This window comes from Methanoplanus limicola DSM 2279, assembly GCF_000243255.1.
GTDB classification, from domain to species: domain Archaea; phylum Halobacteriota; class Methanomicrobia; order Methanomicrobiales; family Methanomicrobiaceae; genus Methanoplanus; species Methanoplanus limicola.
Map to the genome: position 1 here is coordinate 358,091 of NZ_CM001436.1, position 23,950 is coordinate 382,040.

A 23,950-nucleotide genomic window follows, 5' to 3' on the forward strand; every position below is an offset into this window, starting at 1 on the left:
CGGACAGGAGGATTTTCCAGGAGAACAGAAAGATTATTTCAGAGGGACAAATAGAGAGGAGCCGTGAAGGGAAATTCTCAGTTGCCGGCCGGAGATTTACAAAAAAATTTCCAGCCTTCAGAATCCAGCCTCAAAAAGATGAAAACTCTTCATGAAATATACTGACTCTGAAAAACCCACATAATAAAGAGATTAGTGATGAATAGCATAAATCAAATGAGGGAATCCCGGCTAAAGGATCTGATCTCCCTTGGTGAAGGGTTCACAACAGAATTCAAGAGAGCCAGTACATCAAACCTTGGCCGGGAAATTTGTGCATTTGCCAATGCTACAGGAGGGGTTATTCTTATTGGTGTATCGGATTCCGGTGATATTATCGGGGTACCCGATCATAACCGGCTCAAATCAGAAGTCCAGACAACTGCACGTTCCGCAGAACCACCAATCGCTGTTGAAATTGAAAGTCTCGGAGACGTTCTTTCTGTGACAGTGCCTGCACAGCATAGCAAACCATACTCTTTTGCCGGGAGATTCTATATTCGCGAAGGGGCAAGCTCACAGCAGATGTCCCGGAATGAAATTCGTGAATTCTTCTACAGCGAAGGCCTGATCCACTTTGATGAGACACCCTGCGATCGCTTTGATATTAACAGCGATCTTAACATGGCAGTATGGGACCGTTTTGTCAGAAGGGCAAAGCTTCCCGAAGAGATTGATATGTACTCCACTCTTCAAAACCTCCACCTGATCAGGAATAACCGGATGACTCATGCCGGTGCATGGCTTCTCGCCGAAGACATAACCTCCATAAATATAAGTGCAACAGTTACATGCGCACTCTTTCGTGGTTCAGACAAAGTCCATATTCTTGACCGCAAGGAGTATAAAGGCGATCTTTATTCTATTTACGAAGACTGCATGGCATATTTCCAGTCAAAACTTAACACAGAACTTATCCCGACTGCAACAGGGCGTGATGAAAAACCTGAGCTTCCGGTCGAGGCGCTAAGAGAGGCACTTGTAAATGCTATAGTACACAGGGATTACAGATCAACTGCAAATATCCAGATATATATCTTTCAGGACAGGGTTGAGATCGTCACACCCGGAGGCCTCCCCGCCGGAATGCGTGAGGAAGATCTTGGTTTTAAAAGTGTACCCAGAAATCCGCTTTTGTTTGGAATCTTCCAGCGGATGAACCTTGTAGAGCAGATAGGAAGCGGAATCCGCAGAATTCGCAGGATGTGCAGAGATTATGGAATTGCGGAGCCCGATATTGAAGTATCCGAATCCTGGGTAACTGTTACATTCAGACGTCCGGTTCTCTCAGGTGAACAAAAATCTGAGGCAGAGTCAGGGGCAGAGTCAGGGGCAGAGTCAGGGGCAGAGTCAGGGGCAGAGTCAATGGGATACCATATACTCAGAATGCTTTATGATAAACCAATCTCTAAATCAGCTATATCAAAAAGACTGGGACAGAAAACAGTAACGGGCCGTCTCAACAGGGTTATCCGCCAGTTGCTGGCCGATGAATATATAGAATATACAGTGCCTGAAAAACCAAAAAGCAGAATTCAGCAGTACAGGCTTACAGAAAAGGGAAAAGAAAAGCTGGGCAGAGAGAATCAGAACAGATAACAGACATGATAAGGCTGTACCTCAGACTATACTGACGCAGATTCCGGTATTCACTCCAAAACAATTTTAATCAGATAAACCAGATAATATTTAATGTCTCTCTATAACCGGGAAACCGGAGCATTACTCTCAGAGGTTGAAAGAGAGCTTATATTCAGTGACAGGTATGCAGACACCGGTTATGTCAGCTACCTGAAAAAAGGCGGCAGTTATTTTGAATTAAGACCGTCACCGTTCCTTGAAAATAAAAAAACCTCAATATACTGCTCCGGAGACGCAGCACCACCGCCGGAGAAAATATTCATATCAGCAGATGTCATAGCTGAGGATAAGATCAGTTCATCATCAGACAGTCCTGTCAGATCAATAAAGACAATTGGCGGCTGGAAACCATTCGATCCGACACCACTTGCAGAGAAGAGAAAAATAATGGACCATGAGGAGATCCTGTATTACTTCTCAGAAATATTCAGAGGCGAAGAGGAGCTTGTAAATGAGATAGCCACCTGTTCCATATTGTATTCCTTCTCCTCACCAAAACAGTCAGATCTCTACGGCGGAGTCAGTACAGCAGTTCTCGGAAGGAAATACCAGTGGGAGAATTTTAAATTTCCTCTAAGAGTAATTCCGGCTGAGATGAAGCGTATGGACTCTTATTACTACTACTATATCTCAGAGAGAGAAAAGAAAATCAGCAGAGTTAAAGGAGGAGAGAGAAGCTTTGCCATACTAAAGCCTGAAAAATCAGTCTCTGATCTTCCCGTTGTTCTGGATGAGACCGAAGGGGCGGACTTCCGGAAGGACTACAGGGAAAGACTGAACGAATCTGCTGAAATAATCACCCCGTACATCCTCGATTCCCTCTTACTAAAACCAAAATCAACAAAAAAAGTGCAGAAAGAGATTGCCGAACTTGTATATGAACTGAGCGAGGACTATAAGAAAGCAGGACGTGTTGCATACAGACAGAACCTTGGCGATGCACTTCCCAGACTGTCATCAGCATATGCCAGATTCAGGCATAACTCAAAAGTCATCGGAGATGATGCAAAAACAGTATTCGGCCTCTGGCTTGATATGCATCACAGGGCCACAAAATACTACAGGACACCATTAAAAATTGCTGAAATCTACGAACTGAGTGGAGATGCAAGAAAGCTGTACATTGACTTAAATGAGATATATGGTGCAGATTACAATATCCCTATAGAAGAGACATTTGAACTGACAACCCTTAACTATGAGGATTTCATGCTTTCAGTTGATACACTCTGCCAGAAGGGATTCTGCATCAGGGGCCGGGATTTTATCAGGCTTGTTGAGCAGTATTAACCGGAAATATAACCGGATTTCTGTTACATCAGGAAGAATGTAACTGCGTTTGGCAATATCAGAAGAGATGGTTAAATAACCATGCCCTGAAATTGCCTCATGAAGCACCTGTATCAGGCATCATCATTTTCATCCATCATCTGCATGCAGACAGAATTGCCGGCAGATGGATGACTATTCAGGATAAAAGAAGAATCACACACAGACAGTAACAACCACAGATCAGATATAATATACACCAATTCTTACCTTTTTAAAGACTGTACTCCCAAGAACGTGCATAACATCCAAAACCTCGCCCTCATCAAACGCAGTCGAAATTCTTCTCTCAGGGTCAGGATTATCATCCCATGAGAGACCACTGAAGACAACCCCGTGAATATTCCTGAATACATTACCGCCATACCCGCCAGGTATAATTCTCTCAATCAGATCACTTTCTGCCGCACCCGATGAGACAATGTCCCTCTTAGCCAGCACACCAAATGCGAGCATAGTCTTGCCCCTGTACTCAGGCACATCTCCGGCAAAGAACCATTCCTTCCGGTTATCAGGATGATCAACACGCAGGCGGTTTTCAGGCTCATTGCCCTTAAGTGGACTCTTCTTAATTCTCCTGCCCGAAAATTCGCTCAAAATACCCCAGATTACAACACAGGCAATCCCGCTGAAATGCTTACCTCTCTCTTCTGCAAGGGCAAATATCTCCTCTGAAACTCCCTCAGCGGTGATGCCCCTTACAGGATCGTCCGGAGTAATAGTAACAATCTCATTAAAACGCCCCCTGACACCTGCACTGTAACCGGAATAATAGCACACACCCGGACTGCTGCTCATCACGGTAAAATAGTCAGGCAGACCGCTCTCATCAGTCGGGAACCAGGCAATGGTATTTTTCAGGGTGACAAACTCCCCCATCCGAACCATCGCATCCTCCTTACAGTCACCCATTGCACCAAGACCGAGTGAGTAATCGGCCCCCATAATATCCCGGGTGACGACATCAGATTCACAAATACGTGAATTCAGCAGATCCATAATACTGCCGGAGACGTGCATCTCCGGTTTTTTAGCGGAGATATGCTCAATCGTAAGGCTGTAACCCGGCCTCTTCTTCTGCCGGAGTGCCATGTCCTCAATGATATTTAACCCGGAATTACACCTGAAATATTTTAGGGCAGAATACCGGTCATCAAAGATCCTGAAGACACCGTCAAGCCCGGATGTCTCTAAGACCTTCACCGGAAATTCAGAGACGGAATAGAGAACAAGATCACCACCTCTCTTCTTCATCTGCTTTTTTACAGAGAGAATTATCCTTATGCCACCGCTTGAGAGATAAGGCACACCAGCCATGCCAACCGCAATATTGCAGTCATCATCCTCCAGAACACTGCGGATATATTCACCAAAAACGCCTGCACCTTCACCGTCAAACCGTCCATGCGGAAGTACAGTCAGAATCCCCTCTTCCCTCTCAGAAATAATATCCATGAATTTCTCCTTAAAGAATAATTTGGAAGGATTTGTATATATTCAGTCCGGTTACAGGAGGAGACAAAACATAACCATTAACCCGGAAAAATCAGAGAAGGGGGAAAAAATCTACTTTACCGGAAGGGTGCATCTGCACCTCCCGATTAACAGGGACATCAGCAGGGACAGGAACCCGACAATTACAAAGGATGTAAAATAACTGTATTCGGCTATAACTCCGGCGAAAAACGGCATAAAAGTCATCCCTGCATACGAGGATACCGTCAGTAAACCAATAACCGTCCCCTGTCTGTAACCAGTCTCTGCAAGAAATCCCATCTGCCCAACCATAATAAACCCGGCAATCAGACCAATCATTGAAAAGACAGAAAATATTGCTATGAGAGAAATTCCGGGCACGAAATATCCGGCAATAACCAGAAGACCCATCATCACCGAGCCGACTCTAATCACAGGCACAGGCTTTAGATCAAGTTTTGGCGCAATCACCGATGATACCATAGTTGAAAAATTCATAATCCCTATCTGAAGACTGAGCATCAGGGGCGCCTCATCCGTAAACTCCGGATAAAGAGCTGTAACAACACCAGTCGCACCGACAAGAACCACAGCCGATACATACAGCCATTTGTAATCCGCAAGAATGGCCATGATGTCCGCAGGCGGGGCAGTGCTCTCAGTCACATCCTCCCTGGCATAAAGATGGATCAGCAGAGGAATGAAAGTCAGTACAGTAAACACCGTCACACCTCCTGTGGCACCAAAGTATGGATCAAGTGCACCGCCGGCGACAAGACCTGTAAGAAGACCGAGATTCAGCGCCGCAATGATATATCCGGCAAGTTTTTTGTGGTCCTCCTGCTCATTGACCCATGACATGGCACAGACGACAAACATACCGGCACCGATACCTTCAATAAGACGGAATATAACCACAGGAAGAGCCACCGGAAAAAGATAAATTAAGAGACCTGAAATTATCGTCATAATAAGACCGGCCCTTATCAGCGGAATTTTGCCAATCCTGTCAGATAAAGTTCCGGCAGGAAAAACTGTCAGAAATGCCCCAAAGAAATAGGCAGAAAATATAGCACCCTGAACGCCGGGTGATTCATAAGCAAAGAACGGAAGTACAGGCACAACAGCATTTGAAAGTGCCATAACAGCGACCATTCCCAGAAGTATTGATATTCTCTCCTTCATAAACAGAACACCAGATTCCTGCTCCGGAAAAATACAGAAATACAATTATTCCGGACACGGGTTAACAGTAAATTATTGCCCGGATTGATAATTAAATCCACCCATACAGATATTACAGCCTGAACTAAAAATAACCGCACCAAAAAAAGTATAATTCCGGGTGGGAACACCTGACATCAGTCAGGAAAAGCTGTTATCAGATTACCTCAGACCATCCTGTAGGTTTCAAGGTTTCTCGGTGCATGAGTCTCTATTTTATACCGTTTGTAAATAGAGCTTGCAAGATCAATTGCACTCTTCTCATCACCATGTATGGTAAATATCTTCTCTGGCCGCGGATTTAAGTGATTCACATAGGCCATCAGCTGCTTCCTGTCCGAATGACCGGAGAAACCGTCAACCGTTTTTATTTCAAGATTGATATTGATAGTCTCACGCCTTCCGAGCGGAATCTCCTTCCAGCCCTTCTGAATTCTCCGTCCGGTAGTGCCGTCTGCCTGATATCCGACAAAGATGAGCATATTTTTCTCATCCTGTGCAAGGCCGTAGAGGTACTCCATAACAGGCCCTCCGTTTAACATACCACTTGTCGTTATGATAACACAGGGGTCACCGCTTCCGATTATATCGCCACGCTTTGAGGACGAATCCACCTGTTCAAAGCAGTCTGCAAGGAACGGATTCATGCCGTCCTGAAAGATCAGTTTCCGCAGGTCAGGATTGAGGTACTCCGGATAGGTCGTATGAATCGCAGTAGCCTCCTTGATCATTCCGTCAAGATATACCTTCACTTTAGGAATCTTCTCAAGCCTCATACCCTCCTCAAGTGCAAGCATAACCTCCTGTGATCTGCCTACTGCAAAGGCCGGAATAATGATCTTTCCGCCGCGGTTGACAGTATCATTGACGGCCTCATAGAGCTTCTCCTCAGCATCCTTCCTTGATGGCTGCATATCATTGGAACCGCCGTATGTGCTCTCCATGAAAACAGCTTCAAGACGCGGGAACTGTGAGGTTGCCGGGCCGAAAAGCCTGCTTTTTGCATAATTGAAATCACCGGTAAAGGCAATATTATACAGCCCGTCACCGACATGGAAATGTGCAATCGCAGAACCCAGGATATGCCCTGCATTATGATAGGTCAGCTTCACATCAGGCGCAATATCAGTTACACTCCCGTAATTGAGTGTAATTGAGTGCTTCAGGTACTGCTGAACCTCCTTTGAAGAGTATGGAACCTTGCTGGTCTCATTTGCCACGACGTCAAGATAGTCAAGCTGAAGCATAACCGAAAGATCCCTTGTCGCAGGAGTGCTGTACACAGGCCCTTCATATCCATATTTGTAAAGAAGGGGGACAAGTGCACAGTGGTCAAGATGTGCATGTGTTATTACAACCGCATCAAGAGAATTGAGAGGGTAAATCTCCGGGACATACAGATAAGGATAACCGTCATTGTTGCCCGGTTTCTCACCGCAGTCGATTAAAATCTTGCTCTCCGGAGTTGACATCAGAAATGCCGCTCTTCCAACCTCACGGCAGCATCCAAGTGTTGTCACACGGAGCCACTTGTCCTTGCTTGTTATATCCCTGTGAATTCTGCGGCCGATTGTCCTTAAAAATTCTTTCCTCTCGTCCTTTACAGCACGCAGATACTGCCTTGTCTGTTTAACCGTGCTGCTCTCAATCGGCGGCGTCCTGACAACCTTTGGTGTCCATCCGATCTCCTTTGTAATGTCCCTTAAGGTAGTGCCGTTCTTTCCAATCACTACCCCCGGTTTTTCAGCCTCTATTAAAACCTCTCCGGTATCCGGATCAAAAAAGAGATCAGTTATTCCGGCATCTTCGGGCACAACATTATTTACTTTATCCGCCGCAATTTCAGGGTCTTCCAGAATATTCGGCCTGACAACAATCCTCTTTCGGAGTTCACGTGCCAGTATTTTTATGAGATCCGCTTCATCAGCGAACTTTTTTGGATCATCAGTATAGATAACAAGTTCAGGTCCCTCAAACTCTACCTCCGAAACCTTAATTCCGGCAGGGACCTTTGCATCTATTTTAGCCTTAAGATCCTTTAATCTGTCCTCTATTAACATTAAATACGTCCTAAAAAAAAGAAAAAATCTGGTTATTATTCAAATATTACCCTTTAATACCCGATTCCATTAATTCTTCATATTTGTCTTTGGTAATAACAACTATACTGATATCCTCTCCGGAGGCTGAATCCCTTTTCATTGCCGATCTAAGGGCACGTATAGCCAGATCAAGACATTCCTTCTCTGACATACCTTCTTCAAACCTGTCCTCAAGGACACCATATGCAAACGGAGAGCCTGACCCTGTAGCAACAATCCTGTCTTCAGGAGATGCTCCGCCAAGGGCGTCAACCGAATAAATGGACGGCCCGTATCTGTCAATACCGCCAACGAGCAGCTGGACATAATATGGAAACATCCTGTTCTGATTTAAGACATTGCTCAGGAGTGTGGCGGCCGCGCCAACGGCTATAGGCCTGCCTCTCCTGATATTGAAGAGGCTGCACTCAACCTGCATAAGACGTGCAAGCTGCTGGGCATCGCCTACACCGCCGGCTATAGTCATACCAATACGATCTGCAATCTGATAGACCTTCTTGGCCTTCTTACTTGCGATCATATTGCCCATCGTGGCTCTTCTTTCCGTTGCCAAAACTACACCGCCATCGAATAATAACCCAACAGTGGTAGTTCCTTTCATAATTTCCTGGGAGACTTCCTGCACTAAAACCCACTCCGTAATTTATAATATTGAAGGATTTGAAACCTGAACAAAAACGCTTCAGATATAGAAGCGTCCTTATTATCCTTAAATGTTGTTGTAATATCCCTTATAAAGAGATTGACCGGAAATTTTTTTTGCCGGAACTATTCCGGATTTCCGGCGAAGATAACTTAAAAAATTTATTTCTCAAGCAGTGCCCGGATAACATCCCTGTCAAAGAGCATAGAGACCATCTTCTTGTCTCCGTTTGTCACCGGAAGCTGATCAACCCTTGACCTCTTCATCTTCAGAGCACAGTCGCTGAGCTCTGCATTCTGAGGCACTGCCACAACTTCCTTAATCATAGCCTCTTTAACGGGCTTTAACGGAAGCTGCACTTTGGATATGCCAAAAGAAATTGTATGCATATCTCTTATACTTTCCCATGTCCACTCATCGTCATCAGTTCCGTTAGAGAGATCTGAAACCTCCACACTGTCTTCAATGAGTGCCTGCTTGATAAGATCCCTCTCAGATATAATTCCGGTGAGCATCGAATCCTGATTAAGAATTGGCACGGCATCATAGCCGGAGATCTCCATAATCCTGCCTACAAGCGGCAGGGGTGTATCCTCCCACAATGCAAATGTCGGTCTTGTGTATCTCAGGCGAATTTCTTCGGAATTTTTAGTCTGTGAGACAGCACCTACAAGGTCAGCAACACTTAAAATTCCAAGAAGTTTACCATTCTCAACAACAGGAAGCCTCCTGAAATTACGTTTGATCATAATTTCAGCCGCTTCCTCAATTGTTGTGTCCGGCGGAACTGTCAGTGGATCTGACGTCATCAGAAGGCTGAGCTGTGTCTCGTCAGCCTTTCTGAGGAGATCCTTTCTTGTGATAATCCCGACAAGTCTGCCTTCTTTGGTAACAGGAACGCCGCTTATTCCGGTTCTCTTCAGAATCCTTAAGACATCGTCCCTGTTGCCGGGTGTTTCAACTGAGACTACATCCTCAGTCATGTAGTCTTTTACATACCTCGGTTCTATAATCTCACCACCATAGTAGAGACATTGCTGTGCTTAATCACATAGTCAGTTACACTTCCGAGAAGCAGGCGCTCGACCTCACTCTTGCCATGGGAACCCATGACAATAAGATCTGCACCGATCTCATCAGCGTACTTCAATATCTCTTCACCGGCATGACCCTGGGAAGTTTTGGTAGTCAACTCTAATCCATACTCTTCAGCCAGTTTTGCCCCATCTTTCAGCGCTTTCTGACCTTCGGATTCCATACGGCTGTAGATAATCTCCATTGTGCTGTCTGTCGGAATGGATGAAAACCCCCCGGTCTCAACTACATATATGGCATGTAATCCGGCCTTTCTTATTTTTGCCTCTTCAATAGCCGCCTGAAGGGATTTGGTACCCACCTCAGAGCCATCAACGGCAGTAAGAATAGTCTTAAACATATTCTGGCCTCTGATAATTAATCTTTAAAAAACCAGATTAATAGTCTTTATCCAGATGTGATGAATTTATCCTTGTTACAACTGTTTTCAGAGGATTTTTTGAAAATCCGGTGTTAAAACGCGCAGAATCTACAGCATAAAACTTTGCCGGAGCACCTTCCCGGATATAGTACGGCTCCCCAAAAAGGAATGAACAGTCAACTGCCATTCTGTAGATATCAGCGGCATCCACCCCATATACATAGGATAAAAATGACATCTCGGAGAATATGTCAGGCTGGACAAACATCACATTATCTGTACCTAAAAGAACTTTGCAGCCAAAATCAAGCATCTTTTTTATAGGAGGGTTATTCTTTCCGGATGCGACACCAAGCCGCCAGTTTGATCTTGGGCAGACTGCAATTGATATGCCTTCATCAGCACATCTTTTAAGCTGGGAGTCAGTTGCATGTGTGCAGTGGACAAGGAGATCGGGATCCATATCAATAGCGCCGTCAACATCAAGAGAATCCTTCTCACCGGCATGAAAGGCAACAAATTTTCCTTCTTCTTTTATGCTCTCAACAGTTTCAAAAGCAGCCCGCCCCTCCTTAATGCTGGAGACCCCTATACCATCAGCTATATCCTCACCGCCATTCCGGCCCAGAATTCTGCCGTCAATATTTTCACCGCGAATAGCGGTATTAAGCAGTTCCACACCGGAAGTTCCCCCTTCCCTGAAGTCAAGAAAGCCGGCCGTCGCCGATGATTTCATATAGCCAATCGTTGCCTTCATTGCAGAGATGATATACTCAGGATCAGACTCTGATAAAATCCTGTGTTTGATACCGTCTGGAGGTGCAACAAGTTCTGAGAGGCTGCCGGATACCGGATAGTCCATCGCAACTGTATCGGCGATATGTGTATGGGCATTGAAGAAGGACGGCAGAATCCACCTGTTATCAACATGCTTTTTCTCTTCTATTGAAGCTATAACCCCATATTCAACAACTATCTCAGCCTTTAACGGTTCAAAATCATCTCCGGCAAAGACAACCCCTGAAACTGTATAATCATCTTCCATAAATTCACTTCTGCCTTTACTTTATATATCCGGAATTACAGAATAATAATGATATGGCAGCAAAGAAAAAAGGCGGCAACCTGATATCATCCGCAGGTCTTGTCACATATTATGACAGTGAGGACAGAAGGGCAATTCATATTCCTCCAAAAGCAGTTCTTATTTCAGCAGCAGCAATAGGAATTATAATTGCAGTGCTGAACCACCTGTTTTAAGCAGTTGAAAATTAATTTCCGGCAATTTAAAACCGGAAATTTAACAGCACAATATTTTTTACCAGGCGGAGAGGGAATAGAAGAGAGAACATCCGGGCAGGGGTTGCCCGGAAACTAAGAATAATATTTTTTCCCAAAAAAATTCTGGTCTTATTTTTCCCGGAATCATTATCTCTTTATCCCAAAGATTCTGATCTGTTACCGGCCACTATCACTTGACTGCCCGCTTCAAAGGTCGTCTCCAGCCATATAGCATCTCTTCAGTGCCTTCCTGGTGATGTCCTCTTCAGGTCTGAAGTACAGTTCATCATGACCCTTCCATGACCCGCAGTTCCGGAACACAACAGCAGGAACACCCCTGTCAGACTCTCCCATTATGAAGTTTGCAAAGGCGGCAATCTCATCGACAACGGCCTCTTCCGTAATCTCCAAAACCCTGCCAAAGAGGTCACAGTCGCCCCGGAAGTCCTGAATGGCTGTCATGCCCGCCCATCCGATTGCAACGCCGGTCTGCCCGCGGCGAAATGACCGCCCACAGGTATCTGTAATTATTACCCTGACGTCCTTACCTGTGATCTCCTTAAACCTCTCCCTCATCTCCTCTGCCGACTCCATCGGTTCCGGCGGGAGGTATATGATAGTCCCGTCCTCAACATTGCTGTTGTCAACGCCGGCCCTGACACCGACATGACCGCATTTAAGCTGTGAGAGAACAAAAGGCCGGTCAAGTATGAGGTCTTCTGTGGTATCTAAAACTGCCTGGATGAAACGTGGGTCCTCGCCGCATATGCCGGCTATCTCAGCTGCTTTCTCACCCGGAACTATCTCATCAAGCTGGCGGATGCAGCCTTTTGTCTTTGAATATACAGATGACGCTATACAGATGATGTCACCATCAGAGAACTCAAACCCTGACGCAATGCTTTCGGCGAGATCATCACCTTTATGAAATATCGGGAGGTTTTCAACCGGAATTACTTCAATACTCATATCAAATCAGCAATATCTCATTTAAACTCCAGTCAGATAATTTTTGCCAAATTCACGGGGCATGGCAGAACAACCGGCAGAGAATTTCCGGCAGTCAGCAGATATTCCGGCCGGCAACCATACCCGGATGATGAGCCGGGTGCAGCATCCGGAGGATAAGTTTAATCTCCCATCACGGTGAATTCAGGTATAATGTACCTGATTATCAGGTGCCCCGGATGCCAGGCTTTTTCATACGCGGACCGCTACCAGAAGTACAAGCTATGCCCGGATTGCGGATATACTATGAACATAAAGTCCTGCCCTGTTTATCTTGACGTTAAAACATTCCCGCAGGCCGAGGCAATAGTGAAAGAGCTTGAAGCTTATCTGCACAAAAGAAATAAAAAGGAGCTGACTCCGGATGAGATTTTGACCCTGAGGGAAGATTATACCGAATGGATAAGGTCTAACCCGCCGTGATTTCCCGCAGGCGCTGCTATCCGGCAGTACCACAGGAGAAACATAAAGTAAAAATCAGTCTAAAGCCATGGTCTTCCGCATCCGGGGCAGATAATCGTGGCCTGTCTTCCGCAATATGGACAGTGAAGGGAACCTTTACCGTTATCCTCCAGAAATCTGCCGCATTTTTTACAGCGTATCTTCTCATCAAACCCGCACTTATGTTTAGGCATAAGAATCTATAGAACATCAAAAGAGTATAAGGATATTGGCAGAGATTACTGCCGGGAAATAATCCACATCTGCATAAAAATCTAATCCTGAATTCCTTCAACCACTCTTGCAACTTTGAAGGAATCATTCGGGCACGTCTCTTCACAGGTCTTGCATCCGGTGCATTTTTCCGGGTGAAGAATTGTAAGTTTTCCATCCTTAACCCTCATAATCACCTCATCTGAACCGAGACTTGCACCAAATGCAAGGGAGGGATCAATGACCTTGTTCACCGGACAGGCAACCGAGCAGTTGCCGCAGCGCATGCATTTTGAGTCATCAACAGAGAGATGAAAATCTGCAAGAAACATGGTCTTCTCCTTCTCCTGCCTCTCAAGTATATCCCCGGATGCAAGAACTTTATCAGGGCAGGCCTCCACACAGAGGCCGCACCTGAGGCAGTGCCCTTTGTAAATTACCGGCTCCCACTTACCCTCACTGTTCTTCAGCACCTCAATTGCACCGGGAGACGGGCAGATCATCATGCACCTCAGTTCATGTGAGCATTCATTACCTGTAAGAACCGGATAATCCCTGAAATGAGCAGGTGTTACGAGTGGTGCAGTTTTTACGGTGAAGAATTTTTTAATCCATTCGGCCCTTAAAAACTCCTTTAGATACCATATAACAGATGAAGACATAACATTCACCTCTCATTGCAGGCTATGCAGGGATCTGAACTGATGTACGTTGAGGTTACGTCAGACGCTGAACTGACACCCTTAAGCATGTAATGGATACATGCCTCAATATTCATAATGGAGGGGGTTCGTATGCCGATATCCACAATCCTGCCGAATTCATCAGTCTCGATATTATACGTAAGCTCACCTCTCGGCGCCTCACCTGCCCACGAACCTTTTCCGGCTTTGACAACCCCGCCGCCGCGTATCTTTCCATCAGGCATATCATCCAGGCATTTCCTGATAATACCGATGCTCTGAAAGACCTCCTGGAAGCGGACCTTCACCCGTGCATAATTGTCGCACTCATACCTGATAACCGGTTCAAAGCCAAGTTTTTGGTATGTCGGATGGTTCATCCTCTCATCAAGGACAATGCCGCTTGCACGTGCAGTCGGGCCGACTGCATGGGATATTCTCCCCTCCTCTTCAGACATAAGCCCAATCTGCCGGCTCCTCAGACCTATCAGGCTTCCGCCCTCAAACATACCGTCAAACCTTGTCAGATCCTTCTCAAGCTTATCAAGACCAACCCTTAAAGCAGCCATCTTCTCATCATCAAGGTCATACCTGACACCACCGGGAATCATATAGGCACAGGTAATCCTTGCTCCGGTGATAAGCTCTATAAGGTCCATTGCAGTCTCCCTCAGGTTTAAGAGGTACATTGCAAGTGTCTCATGCTCAATGGTATAACAGTACGAATAATTGGCAAGAATATGTGACTGAATCCGGTCAAGCTCATTTACAATGACCCTAAGGTACAAAGCCCTCTCAGGGACATCAATATCGCTTATCTTCTCAACCGTTTCTATAAATACCATATTATGAATAACCGAGCAGATCCCGCAGATTCTTTCGGCTAAAAACATGACCTCCTGCCAGGGCCGTCCTTTCATAATATTCTCAATGCCTTTTTTGACATAGCCGAGATCGATCTCGGCAGAGAGAACCTTCTCACCTGCGGTCTCGCACCGGATTCTTGCCGGCTCCTTAAATATAGGATGAACAGGCCCTATGGGGAGTGATACATCAACCTTCTTTCTCATTTTTATTCCCTCTCCTCATAATCCTTAAAGATAAGCGGGGCCACACTCAGAATAGTACTGATAATCTCTGTTGGTCTTGGCGGACATCCGGGAATAGATGCAGTGACAGGGATGTGCTTCGATACCGGAGGATTGACATAACTGCCCTTTCTGTTAAAGACGCAGCCTGATACAGGGCAGTTCCCTATAGTTACAGCAACCTTGGGGTCAGGTATCTTCTCCCAGAGGTTTAAGAGTTTGTCATCCCACTGCTCGACAAATGCACCTGTAATCAGCAGTACATCTGCTTCCCTTGGGTTGTTGTGGACATAGATACCATACTGCTCAATATCATAACGTGGTGCAAGGCAGGCTAAAATCTCAATATCACAGCCATTGCATGAACCAACATTTACAAAACTTACATGAATGGATCTCGACCGCACATTATTCTTTAAATTCTGAATAATACTCATTTAAGGATCAGCTCCCTGATCTTTTCACGGCCGTATATTACCGCCTCTTCCTCGCTCATCCCGCCTGAAATTTTACCGGATATATCAGTGATTAAAAGCTCCATCTCCTCTTCCTTAACTATCGGCATATATTTTGTCAGAAATCCTCTGAAGAGCAGACGATCCGGAAACTCCGGCATCTCATCACCTTTCCAGACATCATACCTTGTGGGCATGTTTTCAAGGTATGACATATCAAAGTTCTCAATAAGCATTGCCCTGAAATTCTGGATATTCATGCCAAGTCCGTCAGAAATCTCTCTCACAGTATTATTCTGAAGAGGTGCCGTTACAATCCGGTATTTCATATTGCGAAGGCTCTTCTCATATACATATCCGGTCATAACATACCACCCGCCTTTAAGACGCCATATCCTGCAAAGACAAATATCAAAAGCCAGAGTGCCGCCATCTCACCTCTCTTCAGGAGGTCCTTACTTCCGAAAAATAAAAGGGCCGGAATTATCAGGAGCACTATAACTAAAATTCCGGCCTGAAGAGCAACTGAAGGATTCAGGTATGCCTGATATGCAGCAATCAGTGCAAAGACTATACATACGGATGTGATTCCTGCTTTGATTAAACTCATAACAATACCCCCAGAACGACTGCAAAAACAGCCATAAAGACAATTATCAGTATCTGAACGGTGACACAGTCATAGGGTGACAGAAGCGGTGTTGTCGCACATACAAATGAAAGCGAGAACAGTATAATCAGCATCACCACAAGAGTCAGCAGAACGGGCAGCTGCCCTATAAAGATTACAACAAACGCAAACAGCAGGACAAATGTCTTAAGGCCCTCACCAACATCAAGTGCCGCCCTCCATACACCAAAGTGCTCAGTCTTATAACCGCTTACAATCTCTTTTCCCTGGACTATAGAGAAAGGCCCGTAAGGCATCTTGGAGAGAATTACAACATACAGGCCAATTGCCGCCGGAGGTACTATCAGAAGAAGAGGGCCGTTTTCCGCCTGAAATGCAATAAGGTCAGATATCATCAGAGATCCGGTGAAGAAGTAGATCATCGCAACCGCACCAAAAAGCGGGATCTCGGATGACGCAGATATGACTGACCTGACACCGCCGAATTTAGAATATGGTGAACCGGGCGAGAGACCCACACCGTGCTCAACCATCTTGTGAACCATGTATATGCCGAATAAGAGCAGAATGCTCTGACCTGCAATCACTACAAACAGTGCTGCGGTCCAGATACCAATAGCTACGAGCACAATTCCGGTGAACAACAGTTCACTGCCGGTCTTTGGTATCCAGGTCTCCTTAAATGAAAATTTGAGAGTATGCAGAATCTCCTGCCATACAGGAGGGCCGGGGCGTCCCTGCACCCTTGCAATCACCTTACGGTGTATTCCAAGAAACAGAAGACCAAGTATTGTTGCTAATATCAGATATTCCAGCATAATTCAGTACCCAATAAAAGGAATGTCTCCTTCTCCCTCCCCCGCTTTCCACCAGAGTCCTGTAAAGAGCACAAATGGCGGAAAGGCAATAGTCATAAGCACTGCGGCTGTCAGGAAATCGGCCATACCAGCCCTCAGCATGACTTCTGCCCCAATGCAGACCAGAAGAGAGAGGACAGCTACCAGTTTGACTGTACTTTTTTTCATTTTCCCATCACACCGTTAACAAAATCTCAACCACCCTGAGGAATATCAGAAGCGAACTCACATGAATCATTATTACATAAGGAGCACCAGGCGCCCTGAAAAGCTCTGCCTTTGCAGCGTAAAACGGTGCTATGCCCTCACCTGTAACTCCGACCAAAAGCAGAACCTTTGCAATTAAGGGCATATTTACCATTGCTCCTGAAAGCTCCCATATGCTCAGCGTTCCTGTAGCGGCAAGTGTTATTGCAGCACTTCCGAAGAGGGGAACCGTTGCAACCATTGCAACAATCCCGTAATTAAAGGCGGCGTTCAGTACATGCCGGCTCTTCACTGCCGCAACTATGCCTATTATACAGACCCCTGTCATTGAGACAAAGAGTGTGTAATTGAAGATGTCACCGCTAAGAACTGCTCCCATTGTGGCAAGACCACAGGCAACCGCCATAAATCTCCGGAACCTCAGTTCAGCCGGCCCTACCTCCTTTGCATAGACTGCATCATCCCCGAATACAACGTCAAGCTGTTTCTCCGGTCTGCTGAAGATGCAGAACAGCGTGAATATAAGGGCCAGTATGAAGAGGACGGCTGTATAAGGAGTGAAATAGTTCACTATGTCGCCAAAAGGCAGATAAAACAGTTCTTCTCCGCCTACTGCTCCGGACTGGAGATCAAACATTCTCCTCACCTCCCATCGTTCCTATAAGTGACATCTTTGCCATAACCTTCACAAGAATCGCACCTCCGGCAAGCATAACTGCAAAGAACCAGTACTGCGGGAGAACCATGAAGATGAAGAAGGCGGCAATCCAGAACGCCCAGGCATAGCCGCTCACTATCTCAAGTATCTCAAACCGTTCCACACTTCCCCTGCACATGAAGAAGAAGACTGCACCCGTTGCTGCAACCGCACCGCCTGAAAAACCGGAAAGAACTATTCCGTAGGCAACAAGGACAAGTGCCATTATTGCCGGTGCGGAGTCCATAATTTCGAGCCGGAATTTTCTTCTGACCGGCTTTGTCAGCCCTTCCCTTACAAGATATATCTCAGAGATGGCTAAAAGCTCCGATATTCCGACAACAAGGCCAGGAAGAATAAGCGCCTCTGCAAGATCTGTCGCAACCATTGCAATGAGAGCGAGGGCGGCAATTTCGGCAAGATCTGTTAATATAAGGCGGTGCAGGTCATTCTTCTCTTTGAAGAGGGCCATAAAGACTATCGCAGACGCAGCAAATATAACAGTTATTCCGAGGAAATAGGTCTGATCCATTATTCCTTCCTCCTGTACAGAAATGCCGCAATTGCAAATGCAACAAAGAGAATAGCTGTCTCAGCAACCGTATCAAGCCCTCTTGTATTGTAGAGGATCTCATCGATAATTCCTCCGGGATGTGAGACTATCGTAGTTCCGAGATAGAGACTTGTCGCTGCCATAAAAGCGGAAAGCGGAGTTAAGTATGCAGTCACATAACCGAGATACGGTGCGTTTGAGGGATACTGGGCTTTGACGGCTGTATCGCCGAAAGGAATGCCCCCTCTGTCATATGGATTTAACGGGCTGTCAGCCACAGTATCTTTCGGATAGAGCTGATCGGACTCATACTGAAGAGGCGATGTGATCTGGAGACATAATGCGGCTATGAAGACAACCGCAACTATAAGCCCGTAGATATTTGCGATATTCTCTACTTTCTGGAGATAATCTGAGATCTTACGGACTACCATCTTCCATCACTCCTCTCAAGCACCCTCACAAGGATAAATGTAGCTATCGCTGTAACCGCTATGAATGTCATCAGGGCAAGAGTCTCGTTAAATGAGAGCATTATGAGGAGAAGACCCCATGCGGGAATTTCCACATTTATCAGCCGGATGAGCGGTGTCTTTGGCTTTGGATCAGCAGCTGCAATGACACCAATTACCAGAATAATGCATCCAAGTGCAAATTCAGGCGCTATCATCGGCATCACTCCTGCAGACCATCAGAATAAATATTGTTGTTACCGGGGCGATAAGTGAGACTGCAATCGCAACATCGGTATATCCGCCTGCAATTATGAAGGGCATAATTCCGGCGGCGATGATGCCGACTGAGATCAGCTTCTCAAACTCCTCCCTTGAAAATGCCGCCATCAGTGTACCTGCAATTGCAAGAAAACCGAATAAAAGGATGGATATATCATCGATCATTCTTTTTTGCCTCCTGCAATCCTGCTGGCTATTGCATTTGACTCAAGCGTTGTTCCGATGAAAAAAGCGGCGGCGGCTGCAAGCGAGAGCGGATCCTTTAAGATCAGCACAAGAGAACCTGCAACAGCAAAACCGATGACATTGAGGAAGGGCAGTTTTAAGAGGTTATTCTTTACAAAAGCTATACGTATCGCTGCATAAACAGCAACCAGCCCGCAGATCCACAGTTCAATCAACTTCTAAACCTCCAGAGTTTTCCAAGAAGCCGGCTCGAGTATTTATGTGAAAGACCCTGAATAGTCACTATGGCAAGCACCATTCCCGCTATAAACTCCTCCGGAGATAATATGCCGTAAAATGAAAAGCCCCATATTACAAAAGACGCGACAACTGCACCGGTAGTTCCCGCATATCCCTTGTCATGGCATATTCTGTTCCCAATAAATACCAGCACTGCCGCAGCCAGTCCGCCATATATCCCATATACATAGACGCCACACGCAGCAAGAAGTGTTCCGGCAGATGCATCGGGAGAACAGACTATATTTCCAATCATATACCCCCCGTTTAAATTCCCGCCTTCCTCCCCGACTGACCTGCCTATTGCCTCAGCACCGCTCACTCCGCCCTTTTTTGGAAGGCCGAATATAATATCGGTAGTGACAAAAATAAGCCATGCCACAACTGCCGCAGCAATAATATTTGTAATTCCGTTTAGCATCTCAAACCAGACCCTCTGATATTCTTTGATGTTGTTTGCACGATAAATCTTTTTCCCCTGAGATTAAGGCGGTCCGGTTAACCTGAAAAACAGGACGTCCATGTCAGGCGGAAAAATTCATCGTCATTTATCCGGATAAAAACTGAAATTAATTACGATCCGGAATTTCCGGAGCACAGTTTACGCCTTTACCCGGCCACCCGCCTTATACTTAGAATTAACAATAAAGATCATTAATAGTTTTTCTTATTTTTCTGGTATAAAACATTAAAGACGATATTTCCTGAGAGTTCATACATAAATTAAAGATTTTTTCTTTACTTATCCACTTTATAAATACATATTTACTGATTTGTAGTATTATTGCACATAAGAGAAATAATTATTCTTTTGCGCCCTTTATACAATCAGATCAGTTAATAACAATGCATGCATTATTTTCCCTGAGCGATTATGAACCTATACCATGACAGAGTATCTGTAGTCATTCTCTTCTTCTGTGGTTTAATACTCATATCGGCAGGTATTGCATTCCTCCCTGTCATGGATGCGCTCGTATTTGCAGTGACAATAGCCGTAGTATTAATGCCGGTAAAGAGGAGTCTGGGCCGCAGGATTTCTGAGAGGAGAGCCTCGCTTACAATTGTATTTTTATTATTGGTATCAGTCATTGTCCTTACAGCACTCCTGTTATTGATCATATATGGAATCTCAGATTATGCCGGTGAAATGTTTGACAAAATATTGCTGTGGGTTGATAATCACGACTCAATACAGTCAGTGCCGATGTCAGACAATATGGCTTCAGACATACTCTTCGGAGAGGGCGGGTTTCTCAGCGGGATTATATATTCAATAATAAACTCAGTTATTTATTCAGGGTTCAGGTTCATAATATTCTTTGTTCTGCTTTATCTGTTCCTTAAAGATGGGGAGAGAATCTGGGAGAGACTAAAGGGAATTCTCCCGCAAAGATCACTTGAGATTCTCAGTATTATGGAAATAAAGGGGAAAGACACACTCTATGCAGTCTATATTGTCCAGTTTGTCACATCAGCGGTAACCTTTGTCCTGGCTCTTCCCTTTTTTTATCTGCTGGGGTTTGACAATGTCATTGAGCTTTCTGTTATTGCGGCAATATTTCAGCTGATTCCGGTCATAGGCCCGTCAATTATGATGGTAATACTGGCTTTTTATTCTGTATCAGTGGGAGATTACACAGGGGCACTTCTCCTTGCCGGAATCGGTTATCCGGTAGTGTGTGCTTTTCCGGATCTGGTTCTAAGACCTGTCCTTATGGGGAGGCGGACACTTGTCCACCCGGCGGTTATGTGGATCGGCTTTTTCGGGGGAATTTATATCTTTGGAATGTCAGGGCTTGTACTTGGCCCGCTGCTGCTGGCACTTATGATTACGGCGGCAGGAATTCTTATAAATAGTGAGAAGATGAAAAACAACAGAATTATCCCGGAGAGATTCAGGAAAGGCTGATTAATATTTCCGGACGCCTGAATAGAGATCCGACCTGAGGCCTCCCCGCAGACTTACGGGAAGCAGCAGAAATAATAACTGATACCAGACAACTATGGAATTATGGGAGATAAATACCTGAAACCTGATGGAGAATATTACGAAGTGCAGAGGTTTAACCGGATTCTGATTGCATTAATTATTGGTATCCTTCTGCTCGTATCATGGTACTCCTTTTATCTGCAGATCATTGCCGGAATTCCGTTCGGAAACAACCCTGCTCCTGATTTTGTCGTAATACTTATAGCCGCAGTATTTGGAATATTATTCCCCGCATTTTTCGCAGTCCTGAGACTGGAGATAAGCGTGGATGACAGGTCTCTCAGGTTCAGGTTTTATCCGGTTCACGTGAACTACAGGGAGACGGCCCTCTCTGAAATCTCTGCCGCAGAAGAGGTAAAATACCGGCCAATAATGGAATACGGCGGCTGGGGGATACGATTCAGGAGAAATATCAGGGCATACACCATAAGAGGAAATGAAGGTGTTATGTTAACATTTGCAGACGGCAGGAAGATCCTTCTTGGGTCACAAAAGGCGGATAAGCTCCTGAAAGCAATAAGAAAAAAGTAGTTTTTTCCTACCGGAATCCTGCCGGGTTTGCAGGATATTTCCGGATATAAAGTTATACTCTAAGAATGAATTTTTCAGGAATCATTGAGATATTTTCTGATTCAGATTGTCAAGGTGGTTCTTTGCAGGAATATAATCGATGTTGTACTCCAGTGATTTTTCAAACGCCGTAGCAGCATCATCTGTCCTTCCAAGACCTGAAAGTGCCACACCATATAAGTCCATATAACGCTCAGGAGTGAATAACAGGCCCTGCATGTAATCGTCTAATTTGTCAGTATCAATACGTGCCAGTATCTCTGCCGATTCATCAGACCTTCCAAGATCGTTTAAGGCAATTGCACTGACCATTCCGTCAGTTGCATAGAAATATTCATCCCATTCAAATGATTCGTCTGAATTATAGGCCTCTCTGCTCAGCTCAATATTTTCAAGTGCCTCTTCTGAACTTCCCGTTTCAGCAAGTGCCAGTGCCTTTAAAAAGAACAGAGTTCCCTTAGACCACTCATCCGGACTGTAATATTCAACGGCCTGATCTGTTATTTCAACAGCATAACTGTAATTTCCGGTAACAATTGCATAATAAGCTACATTGCCGGAGTATAATGCCGTTGGATTTAAAGACATGGCCTTTTTAAAAGCATCAAACGGCTCATTTAAATCTGCATCACTGTTGTTATGGGCAAGTCCGTCAATAACACAGCCAAAATAATTCCATGCGACATCATCTTCCGGGTCTGCCTCCAGAGCTTTCAGTCCGGCAGAATATGCCAGTTCAAAATCATTAACCGGCTCATTAAAAAATACCATAAATACAGCATTCCAGTCTTCTGAACTGGCATTAACGCATTCCAGTGACCTGTTAAAGGCAGTATAGGAGGCTTCATTTAAGGATGACGAATCATTCCATAATGCTTTTCCAAGACCTGCCCATGCAAGAGGTGAATTCTGTCCACCAGTATCAAGTGCCCGTGTGAAGAGAGTTTTTGCCATTCTGTTGTCACCGCTCTCAAGTGCAACATATCCAGCATCAGTCAGATCACCGGATGACGGAGAGGCTGTCACAGGAGTAAAAAACAGCATAAATATAACTGTGAGAGCTAAAAAAGCCCTTAATATTTTAGATTTCACAGAGTAATTATTTGCTTATTTGTATTTATACCAGACAGTGGTGATAATATAATCCTTCAGAGCACTCCATGTCAGTACTGATACTGTAAGTGCTGACAGGGCATACCCCATAAATCAATATTGATTCCGGAATATCTTCAGAGGATATTTCCGGATATAATGTTATAATTTCAGACTGAATCCTTCAGGATCTCATGGAGGTAGAAGTTGTTTGTGCCAAGTTTGCCGTCATAATTACCGGCATCTATATAGAGAATACCTTCTTCCTTCACTGCCGCCAAAATGCCGTCTCTCATGGCTCCCGCAATTACCTCTTCATCAGTGCCGTTTATCACAATCTCATAGATTGAATTTACACCGTCAGGGACGAGTGAATCCTCGATTTTATCCTTTAATGTAGGGCAGAACCTGTGATTTGTGCTAGCTGACATCGGGAACCTGTAATTTTTGCTTGCAACCTTTGAACCGCTTGCAACAATCCCGCCCGGAAATCCGGTTATGATTCCCTCACGGTTTTTTATTGCCTCAACTGCCGCCTGTGCCGCTTTAAGTGCAGACTGCCTGTCCTCACCCATAATAAGGAAATTTCCGCCTGCGATACCTTTGACTGCACCAAATGACTCCTCTCCGATGTAATCCCCTTCCATAATCGGGATCTTCCAGCATTTTCTGCCTCCGACTATGCAGCGGCTCTCGTATGAGTCCCCGAAGTAGTGCATCTTAATGTGGTATCTTGTTTTCGCATCCGGAAATCCGTCAAATGCGGACGCGGTTGCGGCTGTAAGCACACACTGTGAGATTCTGGCCGAGACATTCTCCTTCATGCTCTTTCTGGCAGTGCAGATGAATATGGATACACCGGGCCTCCCGTCCGGTGTTTCAGCCGGTGAATAGTATCTCTCAATTCCCGCCTCACAGGGGCACATTATCGTTGAGGTTGCAAATCCGGTGGCTTCGGTTGCGGCAACCATTGCAAGCTCAAGGGAATCTGCTGTAATGATTATTCGTGAGAGCCATATAGGAAATGCCTCCGCATATGTATCAACAATCTCAGTGCCTTCTATCTTCATGG

The 23,950-nt window shown here is 45.2% G+C and carries 31 protein-coding genes; 6 read left to right on the plus strand and 25 right to left on the minus strand.

Features of this window, described 5'->3' with window-relative positions; translation table 11 throughout:
- Window positions 1-216: 216 nt before the first annotated feature.
- Entirely contained in the window at window positions 217-1,638 is a 1,422-nt protein-coding gene (locus METLIM_RS01710) for an ATP-binding protein (RefSeq protein ID WP_004076132.1), read from the plus strand.
- Window positions 1,639-1,731: 93 nt separating this feature from the next.
- On the plus strand, window positions 1,732-2,970 hold the full coding sequence (locus METLIM_RS01715) for a hypothetical protein (protein ID WP_004076133.1): 1,239 nt from the start codon (window positions 1,732-1,734) through the stop codon (window positions 2,968-2,970).
- A 222-nt stretch (window positions 2,971-3,192) separates the two neighbouring features.
- Here the strand turns inward: METLIM_RS01715 and METLIM_RS01720 are convergent, their stop codons facing one another.
- From METLIM_RS01720 to METLIM_RS01750, 7 genes are all read right to left on the minus strand, one after another.
- Window positions 3,193-4,464: an STAS domain-containing protein gene (locus METLIM_RS01720; protein ID WP_004076134.1), complete on the minus strand. Its 1,272-nt coding sequence runs from the start codon at window positions 4,462-4,464 to the stop codon at window positions 3,193-3,195.
- A gap of 111 nt (window positions 4,465-4,575) precedes the next feature.
- A complete protein-coding gene (locus tag METLIM_RS01725; protein WP_004076135.1) occupies window positions 4,576-5,670 on the minus strand; it encodes an MFS transporter in 1,095 nt (364 codons plus the stop codon).
- A 206-nt stretch (window positions 5,671-5,876) separates the two neighbouring features.
- Window positions 5,877-7,769: a beta-CASP ribonuclease aCPSF1 gene (locus METLIM_RS01730; protein WP_004076136.1), complete on the minus strand. Its 1,893-nt coding sequence runs from the start codon at window positions 7,767-7,769 to the stop codon at window positions 5,877-5,879.
- A gap of 46 nt (window positions 7,770-7,815) precedes the next feature.
- On the minus strand, window positions 7,816-8,436 hold the full coding sequence (psmB, locus tag METLIM_RS01735; RefSeq protein WP_004076137.1) for an archaeal proteasome endopeptidase complex subunit beta: 621 nt from the start codon (window positions 8,434-8,436) through the stop codon (window positions 7,816-7,818).
- Between the two features lie 179 nt (window positions 8,437-8,615).
- Entirely contained in the window at window positions 8,616-9,437 is an 822-nt protein-coding gene (locus METLIM_RS01740; protein ID WP_004076138.1) for a CBS domain-containing protein, read from the minus strand.
- 23 nt (window positions 9,438-9,460) lie between these two features.
- Window positions 9,461-9,889: a universal stress protein gene (locus tag METLIM_RS01745; RefSeq protein ID WP_004076139.1), complete on the minus strand. Its 429-nt coding sequence runs from the start codon at window positions 9,887-9,889 to the stop codon at window positions 9,461-9,463.
- A 37-nt stretch (window positions 9,890-9,926) separates the two neighbouring features.
- Window positions 9,927-10,955, minus strand: coding sequence for an amidohydrolase family protein (locus METLIM_RS01750; RefSeq protein WP_004076140.1), 1,029 nt, complete (start codon window positions 10,953-10,955; stop codon window positions 9,927-9,929).
- A gap of 53 nt (window positions 10,956-11,008) precedes the next feature.
- Here METLIM_RS01750 and METLIM_RS01755 point away from each other — a divergent pair, with 53 nt between their 5' ends.
- Window positions 11,009-11,170 (plus strand): preprotein translocase subunit Sec61beta, encoded by a 162-nt coding sequence (locus METLIM_RS01755; RefSeq protein WP_004076141.1) that lies wholly within the window; start codon window positions 11,009-11,011, stop codon window positions 11,168-11,170.
- Between the two features lie 228 nt (window positions 11,171-11,398).
- Here METLIM_RS01755 and METLIM_RS01760 read toward each other — a convergent pair whose 3' ends face one another.
- Window positions 11,399-12,160, minus strand: coding sequence for a coenzyme F420-0:L-glutamate ligase (locus METLIM_RS01760; RefSeq protein WP_004076142.1), 762 nt, complete (start codon window positions 12,158-12,160; stop codon window positions 11,399-11,401).
- Window positions 12,161-12,352: 192 nt separating this feature from the next.
- Here METLIM_RS01760 and METLIM_RS01765 point away from each other — a divergent pair, with 192 nt between their 5' ends.
- Complete coding sequence (locus tag METLIM_RS01765; RefSeq protein WP_004076143.1) at window positions 12,353-12,622, plus strand: DUF1922 domain-containing protein; 270 nt, start codon at window positions 12,353-12,355, stop codon at window positions 12,620-12,622.
- Between the two features lie 59 nt (window positions 12,623-12,681).
- Here METLIM_RS01765 and METLIM_RS15955 read toward each other — a convergent pair whose 3' ends face one another.
- The 15 genes from METLIM_RS15955 to METLIM_RS01840 all read right to left on the minus strand — a co-directional run bounded on the left by METLIM_RS15955 (window position 12,682) and on the right by METLIM_RS01840 (window position 19,644).
- Window positions 12,682-12,834, minus strand: a complete 153-nt coding sequence (locus METLIM_RS15955) for a hypothetical protein (RefSeq protein WP_004076144.1) — start codon at window positions 12,832-12,834, stop codon at window positions 12,682-12,684.
- An 81-nt stretch (window positions 12,835-12,915) separates the two neighbouring features.
- On the minus strand, window positions 12,916-13,515 hold the full coding sequence (locus tag METLIM_RS01775; RefSeq protein WP_004076145.1) for a 4Fe-4S binding protein: 600 nt from the start codon (window positions 13,513-13,515) through the stop codon (window positions 12,916-12,918).
- Window positions 13,516-13,520: 5 nt separating this feature from the next.
- Entirely contained in the window at window positions 13,521-14,606 is a 1,086-nt protein-coding gene (locus METLIM_RS01780; protein ID WP_004076146.1) for a hydrogenase large subunit, read from the minus strand.
- A gap of 2 nt (window positions 14,607-14,608) precedes the next feature.
- Window positions 14,609-15,061, minus strand: a complete 453-nt coding sequence (locus tag METLIM_RS01785) for an NADH-quinone oxidoreductase subunit B family protein (RefSeq protein ID WP_004076147.1) — start codon at window positions 15,059-15,061, stop codon at window positions 14,609-14,611.
- Window positions 15,058-15,444 (minus strand): DUF1959 family protein, encoded by a 387-nt coding sequence (locus tag METLIM_RS01790; RefSeq protein ID WP_004076148.1) that lies wholly within the window; start codon window positions 15,442-15,444, stop codon window positions 15,058-15,060. Before METLIM_RS01790 ends, METLIM_RS01785 begins: the two co-directional genes overlap by 4 nt.
- Window positions 15,441-15,689 (minus strand): hypothetical protein, encoded by a 249-nt coding sequence (locus METLIM_RS01795; protein WP_004076149.1) that lies wholly within the window; start codon window positions 15,687-15,689, stop codon window positions 15,441-15,443. Before METLIM_RS01795 ends, METLIM_RS01790 begins: the two co-directional genes overlap by 4 nt.
- The gene (locus METLIM_RS01800; RefSeq protein ID WP_004076150.1) at window positions 15,686-16,528 is read right to left on the minus strand and encodes a respiratory chain complex I subunit 1 family protein; all 843 of its coding nucleotides are present in this window, start codon (window positions 16,526-16,528) and stop codon (window positions 15,686-15,688) included. Before METLIM_RS01800 ends, METLIM_RS01795 begins: the two co-directional genes overlap by 4 nt.
- Window positions 16,529-16,531: 3 nt before the next feature.
- A complete protein-coding gene (locus tag METLIM_RS01805) occupies window positions 16,532-16,735 on the minus strand; it encodes a hypothetical protein (RefSeq protein WP_004076151.1) in 204 nt (67 codons plus the stop codon).
- A 7-nt stretch (window positions 16,736-16,742) separates the two neighbouring features.
- Entirely contained in the window at window positions 16,743-17,411 is a 669-nt protein-coding gene (locus METLIM_RS01810; protein WP_004076152.1) for a proton-conducting transporter transmembrane domain-containing protein, read from the minus strand.
- Window positions 17,404-18,003, minus strand: coding sequence for an EhaG family protein (locus tag METLIM_RS01815; RefSeq protein ID WP_004076153.1), 600 nt, complete (start codon window positions 18,001-18,003; stop codon window positions 17,404-17,406). The genes METLIM_RS01810 and METLIM_RS01815 overlap by 8 nt, the downstream gene beginning before the upstream one ends.
- Window positions 18,003-18,458, minus strand: a complete 456-nt coding sequence (locus tag METLIM_RS01820) for an EhaF family protein (protein ID WP_004076154.1) — start codon at window positions 18,456-18,458, stop codon at window positions 18,003-18,005. Before METLIM_RS01820 ends, METLIM_RS01815 begins: the two co-directional genes overlap by 1 nt.
- Window positions 18,452-18,694 (minus strand): EhaE family protein, encoded by a 243-nt coding sequence (locus tag METLIM_RS01825; protein ID WP_004076155.1) that lies wholly within the window; start codon window positions 18,692-18,694, stop codon window positions 18,452-18,454. Before METLIM_RS01825 ends, METLIM_RS01820 begins: the two co-directional genes overlap by 7 nt.
- On the minus strand, window positions 18,681-18,923 hold the full coding sequence (locus METLIM_RS01830) for an EhaD family protein (RefSeq protein ID WP_004076156.1): 243 nt from the start codon (window positions 18,921-18,923) through the stop codon (window positions 18,681-18,683). Before METLIM_RS01830 ends, METLIM_RS01825 begins: the two co-directional genes overlap by 14 nt.
- Window positions 18,920-19,159, minus strand: a complete 240-nt coding sequence (locus METLIM_RS01835) for a DUF2109 family protein (protein WP_004076157.1) — start codon at window positions 19,157-19,159, stop codon at window positions 18,920-18,922. Before METLIM_RS01835 ends, METLIM_RS01830 begins: the two co-directional genes overlap by 4 nt.
- Window positions 19,156-19,644 carry a hypothetical protein gene (locus METLIM_RS01840; RefSeq protein ID WP_004076158.1) on the minus strand — a complete coding sequence of 163 codons (489 nt, stop codon included), beginning with the start codon at window positions 19,642-19,644 and terminating at the stop codon, window positions 19,156-19,158. The genes METLIM_RS01835 and METLIM_RS01840 overlap by 4 nt, the downstream gene beginning before the upstream one ends.
- A gap of 453 nt (window positions 19,645-20,097) precedes the next feature.
- Here METLIM_RS01840 and METLIM_RS01845 point away from each other — a divergent pair, with 453 nt between their 5' ends.
- Window positions 20,098-21,135: an AI-2E family transporter gene (locus METLIM_RS01845; protein ID WP_004076159.1), complete on the plus strand. Its 1,038-nt coding sequence runs from the start codon at window positions 20,098-20,100 to the stop codon at window positions 21,133-21,135.
- A gap of 102 nt (window positions 21,136-21,237) precedes the next feature.
- Window positions 21,238-21,747: a hypothetical protein gene (locus tag METLIM_RS01850; RefSeq protein WP_004076160.1), complete on the plus strand. Its 510-nt coding sequence runs from the start codon at window positions 21,238-21,240 to the stop codon at window positions 21,745-21,747.
- 81 nt (window positions 21,748-21,828) lie between these two features.
- On the opposite strand, the gene METLIM_RS01855 is transcribed toward METLIM_RS01850, so the two are convergent.
- Both METLIM_RS01855 and fhcD read right to left on the minus strand, forming a co-directional pair.
- Window positions 21,829-22,830, minus strand: coding sequence for a tetratricopeptide repeat protein (locus METLIM_RS01855; protein WP_004076161.1), 1,002 nt, complete (start codon window positions 22,828-22,830; stop codon window positions 21,829-21,831).
- A gap of 218 nt (window positions 22,831-23,048) precedes the next feature.
- On the minus strand, window positions 23,049-23,948 hold the full coding sequence (gene fhcD / locus METLIM_RS01860; protein ID WP_004076162.1) for a formylmethanofuran--tetrahydromethanopterin N-formyltransferase: 900 nt from the start codon (window positions 23,946-23,948) through the stop codon (window positions 23,049-23,051).
- Window positions 23,949-23,950 lie beyond the last annotated feature (2 nt).

Excerpts from the sequence above, each read along its gene's own strand:
- METLIM_RS01725 (WP_004076135.1), bottom strand. The coding sequence starts at position 5,670 with ATGAAGGAGAGAATATCAATACTTCTGGGAATGGTCGCTGTTATGGCA.
- METLIM_RS01825 (WP_004076155.1), bottom strand. The coding sequence starts at position 18,694 with ATGATAGCGCCTGAATTTGCACTTGGATGCATTATTCTGGTAATTGGT.
- METLIM_RS01800 (WP_004076150.1), bottom strand. The coding sequence starts at position 16,528 with ATGCTGGAATATCTGATATTAGCAACAATACTTGGTCTTCTGTTTCTT.
- METLIM_RS01755 (WP_004076141.1), top strand. The coding sequence starts at position 11,009 with ATGGCAGCAAAGAAAAAAGGCGGCAACCTGATATCATCCGCAGGTCTT.
- METLIM_RS01850 (WP_004076160.1), top strand. The coding sequence starts at position 21,238 with ATGGGAGATAAATACCTGAAACCTGATGGAGAATATTACGAAGTGCAG.
- METLIM_RS01710 (WP_004076132.1), top strand. The coding sequence starts at position 217 with ATGAGGGAATCCCGGCTAAAGGATCTGATCTCCCTTGGTGAAGGGTTC.
- METLIM_RS01815 (WP_004076153.1), bottom strand. The coding sequence starts at position 18,003 with ATGGATCAGACCTATTTCCTCGGAATAACTGTTATATTTGCTGCGTCT.
- METLIM_RS01795 (WP_004076149.1), bottom strand. The coding sequence starts at position 15,689 with ATGAGTTTAATCAAAGCAGGAATCACATCCGTATGTATAGTCTTTGCA.
- METLIM_RS15955 (WP_004076144.1), bottom strand. The coding sequence starts at position 12,834 with ATGCCTAAACATAAGTGCGGGTTTGATGAGAAGATACGCTGTAAAAAA.
- METLIM_RS01740 (WP_004076138.1), bottom strand. The coding sequence starts at position 9,437 with ATGACTGAGGATGTAGTCTCAGTTGAAACACCCGGCAACAGGGACGAT.
- METLIM_RS01820 (WP_004076154.1), bottom strand. The coding sequence starts at position 18,458 with ATGGTAGTCCGTAAGATCTCAGATTATCTCCAGAAAGTAGAGAATATC.
- METLIM_RS01805 (WP_004076151.1), bottom strand. The coding sequence starts at position 16,735 with ATGAAAAAAAGTACAGTCAAACTGGTAGCTGTCCTCTCTCTTCTGGTC.
- METLIM_RS01855 (WP_004076161.1), bottom strand. The coding sequence starts at position 22,830 with ATGCTGTTTTTTACTCCTGTGACAGCCTCTCCGTCATCCGGTGATCTG.
- METLIM_RS01775 (WP_004076145.1), bottom strand. The coding sequence starts at position 13,515 with ATGTCTTCATCTGTTATATGGTATCTAAAGGAGTTTTTAAGGGCCGAA.
- METLIM_RS01790 (WP_004076148.1), bottom strand. The coding sequence starts at position 15,444 with ATGACCGGATATGTATATGAGAAGAGCCTTCGCAATATGAAATACCGG.
- METLIM_RS01750 (WP_004076140.1), bottom strand. The coding sequence starts at position 10,955 with ATGGAAGATGATTATACAGTTTCAGGGGTTGTCTTTGCCGGAGATGAT.
- METLIM_RS01745 (WP_004076139.1), bottom strand. The coding sequence starts at position 9,889 with ATGTTTAAGACTATTCTTACTGCCGTTGATGGCTCTGAGGTGGGTACC.
- METLIM_RS01715 (WP_004076133.1), top strand. The coding sequence starts at position 1,732 with ATGTCTCTCTATAACCGGGAAACCGGAGCATTACTCTCAGAGGTTGAA.
- METLIM_RS01765 (WP_004076143.1), top strand. The coding sequence starts at position 12,353 with ATGTACCTGATTATCAGGTGCCCCGGATGCCAGGCTTTTTCATACGCG.
- fhcD (WP_004076162.1), bottom strand. The coding sequence starts at position 23,948 with ATGAAGATAGAAGGCACTGAGATTGTTGATACATATGCGGAGGCATTT.
- METLIM_RS01785 (WP_004076147.1), bottom strand. The coding sequence starts at position 15,061 with ATGAGTATTATTCAGAATTTAAAGAATAATGTGCGGTCGAGATCCATT.
- METLIM_RS01780 (WP_004076146.1), bottom strand. The coding sequence starts at position 14,606 with ATGAGAAAGAAGGTTGATGTATCACTCCCCATAGGGCCTGTTCATCCT.
- METLIM_RS01720 (WP_004076134.1), bottom strand. The coding sequence starts at position 4,464 with ATGGATATTATTTCTGAGAGGGAAGAGGGGATTCTGACTGTACTTCCG.
- METLIM_RS01830 (WP_004076156.1), bottom strand. The coding sequence starts at position 18,923 with ATGATCGATGATATATCCATCCTTTTATTCGGTTTTCTTGCAATTGCA.
- METLIM_RS01840 (WP_004076158.1), bottom strand. The coding sequence starts at position 19,644 with ATGCTAAACGGAATTACAAATATTATTGCTGCGGCAGTTGTGGCATGG.
- METLIM_RS01760 (WP_004076142.1), bottom strand. The coding sequence starts at position 12,160 with ATGAGTATTGAAGTAATTCCGGTTGAAAACCTCCCGATATTTCATAAA.
- METLIM_RS01845 (WP_004076159.1), top strand. The coding sequence starts at position 20,098 with ATGAACCTATACCATGACAGAGTATCTGTAGTCATTCTCTTCTTCTGT.
- METLIM_RS01810 (WP_004076152.1), bottom strand. The coding sequence starts at position 17,411 with ATGTTTGATCTCCAGTCCGGAGCAGTAGGCGGAGAAGAACTGTTTTAT.
- METLIM_RS01730 (WP_004076136.1), bottom strand. The coding sequence starts at position 7,769 with ATGTTAATAGAGGACAGATTAAAGGATCTTAAGGCTAAAATAGATGCA.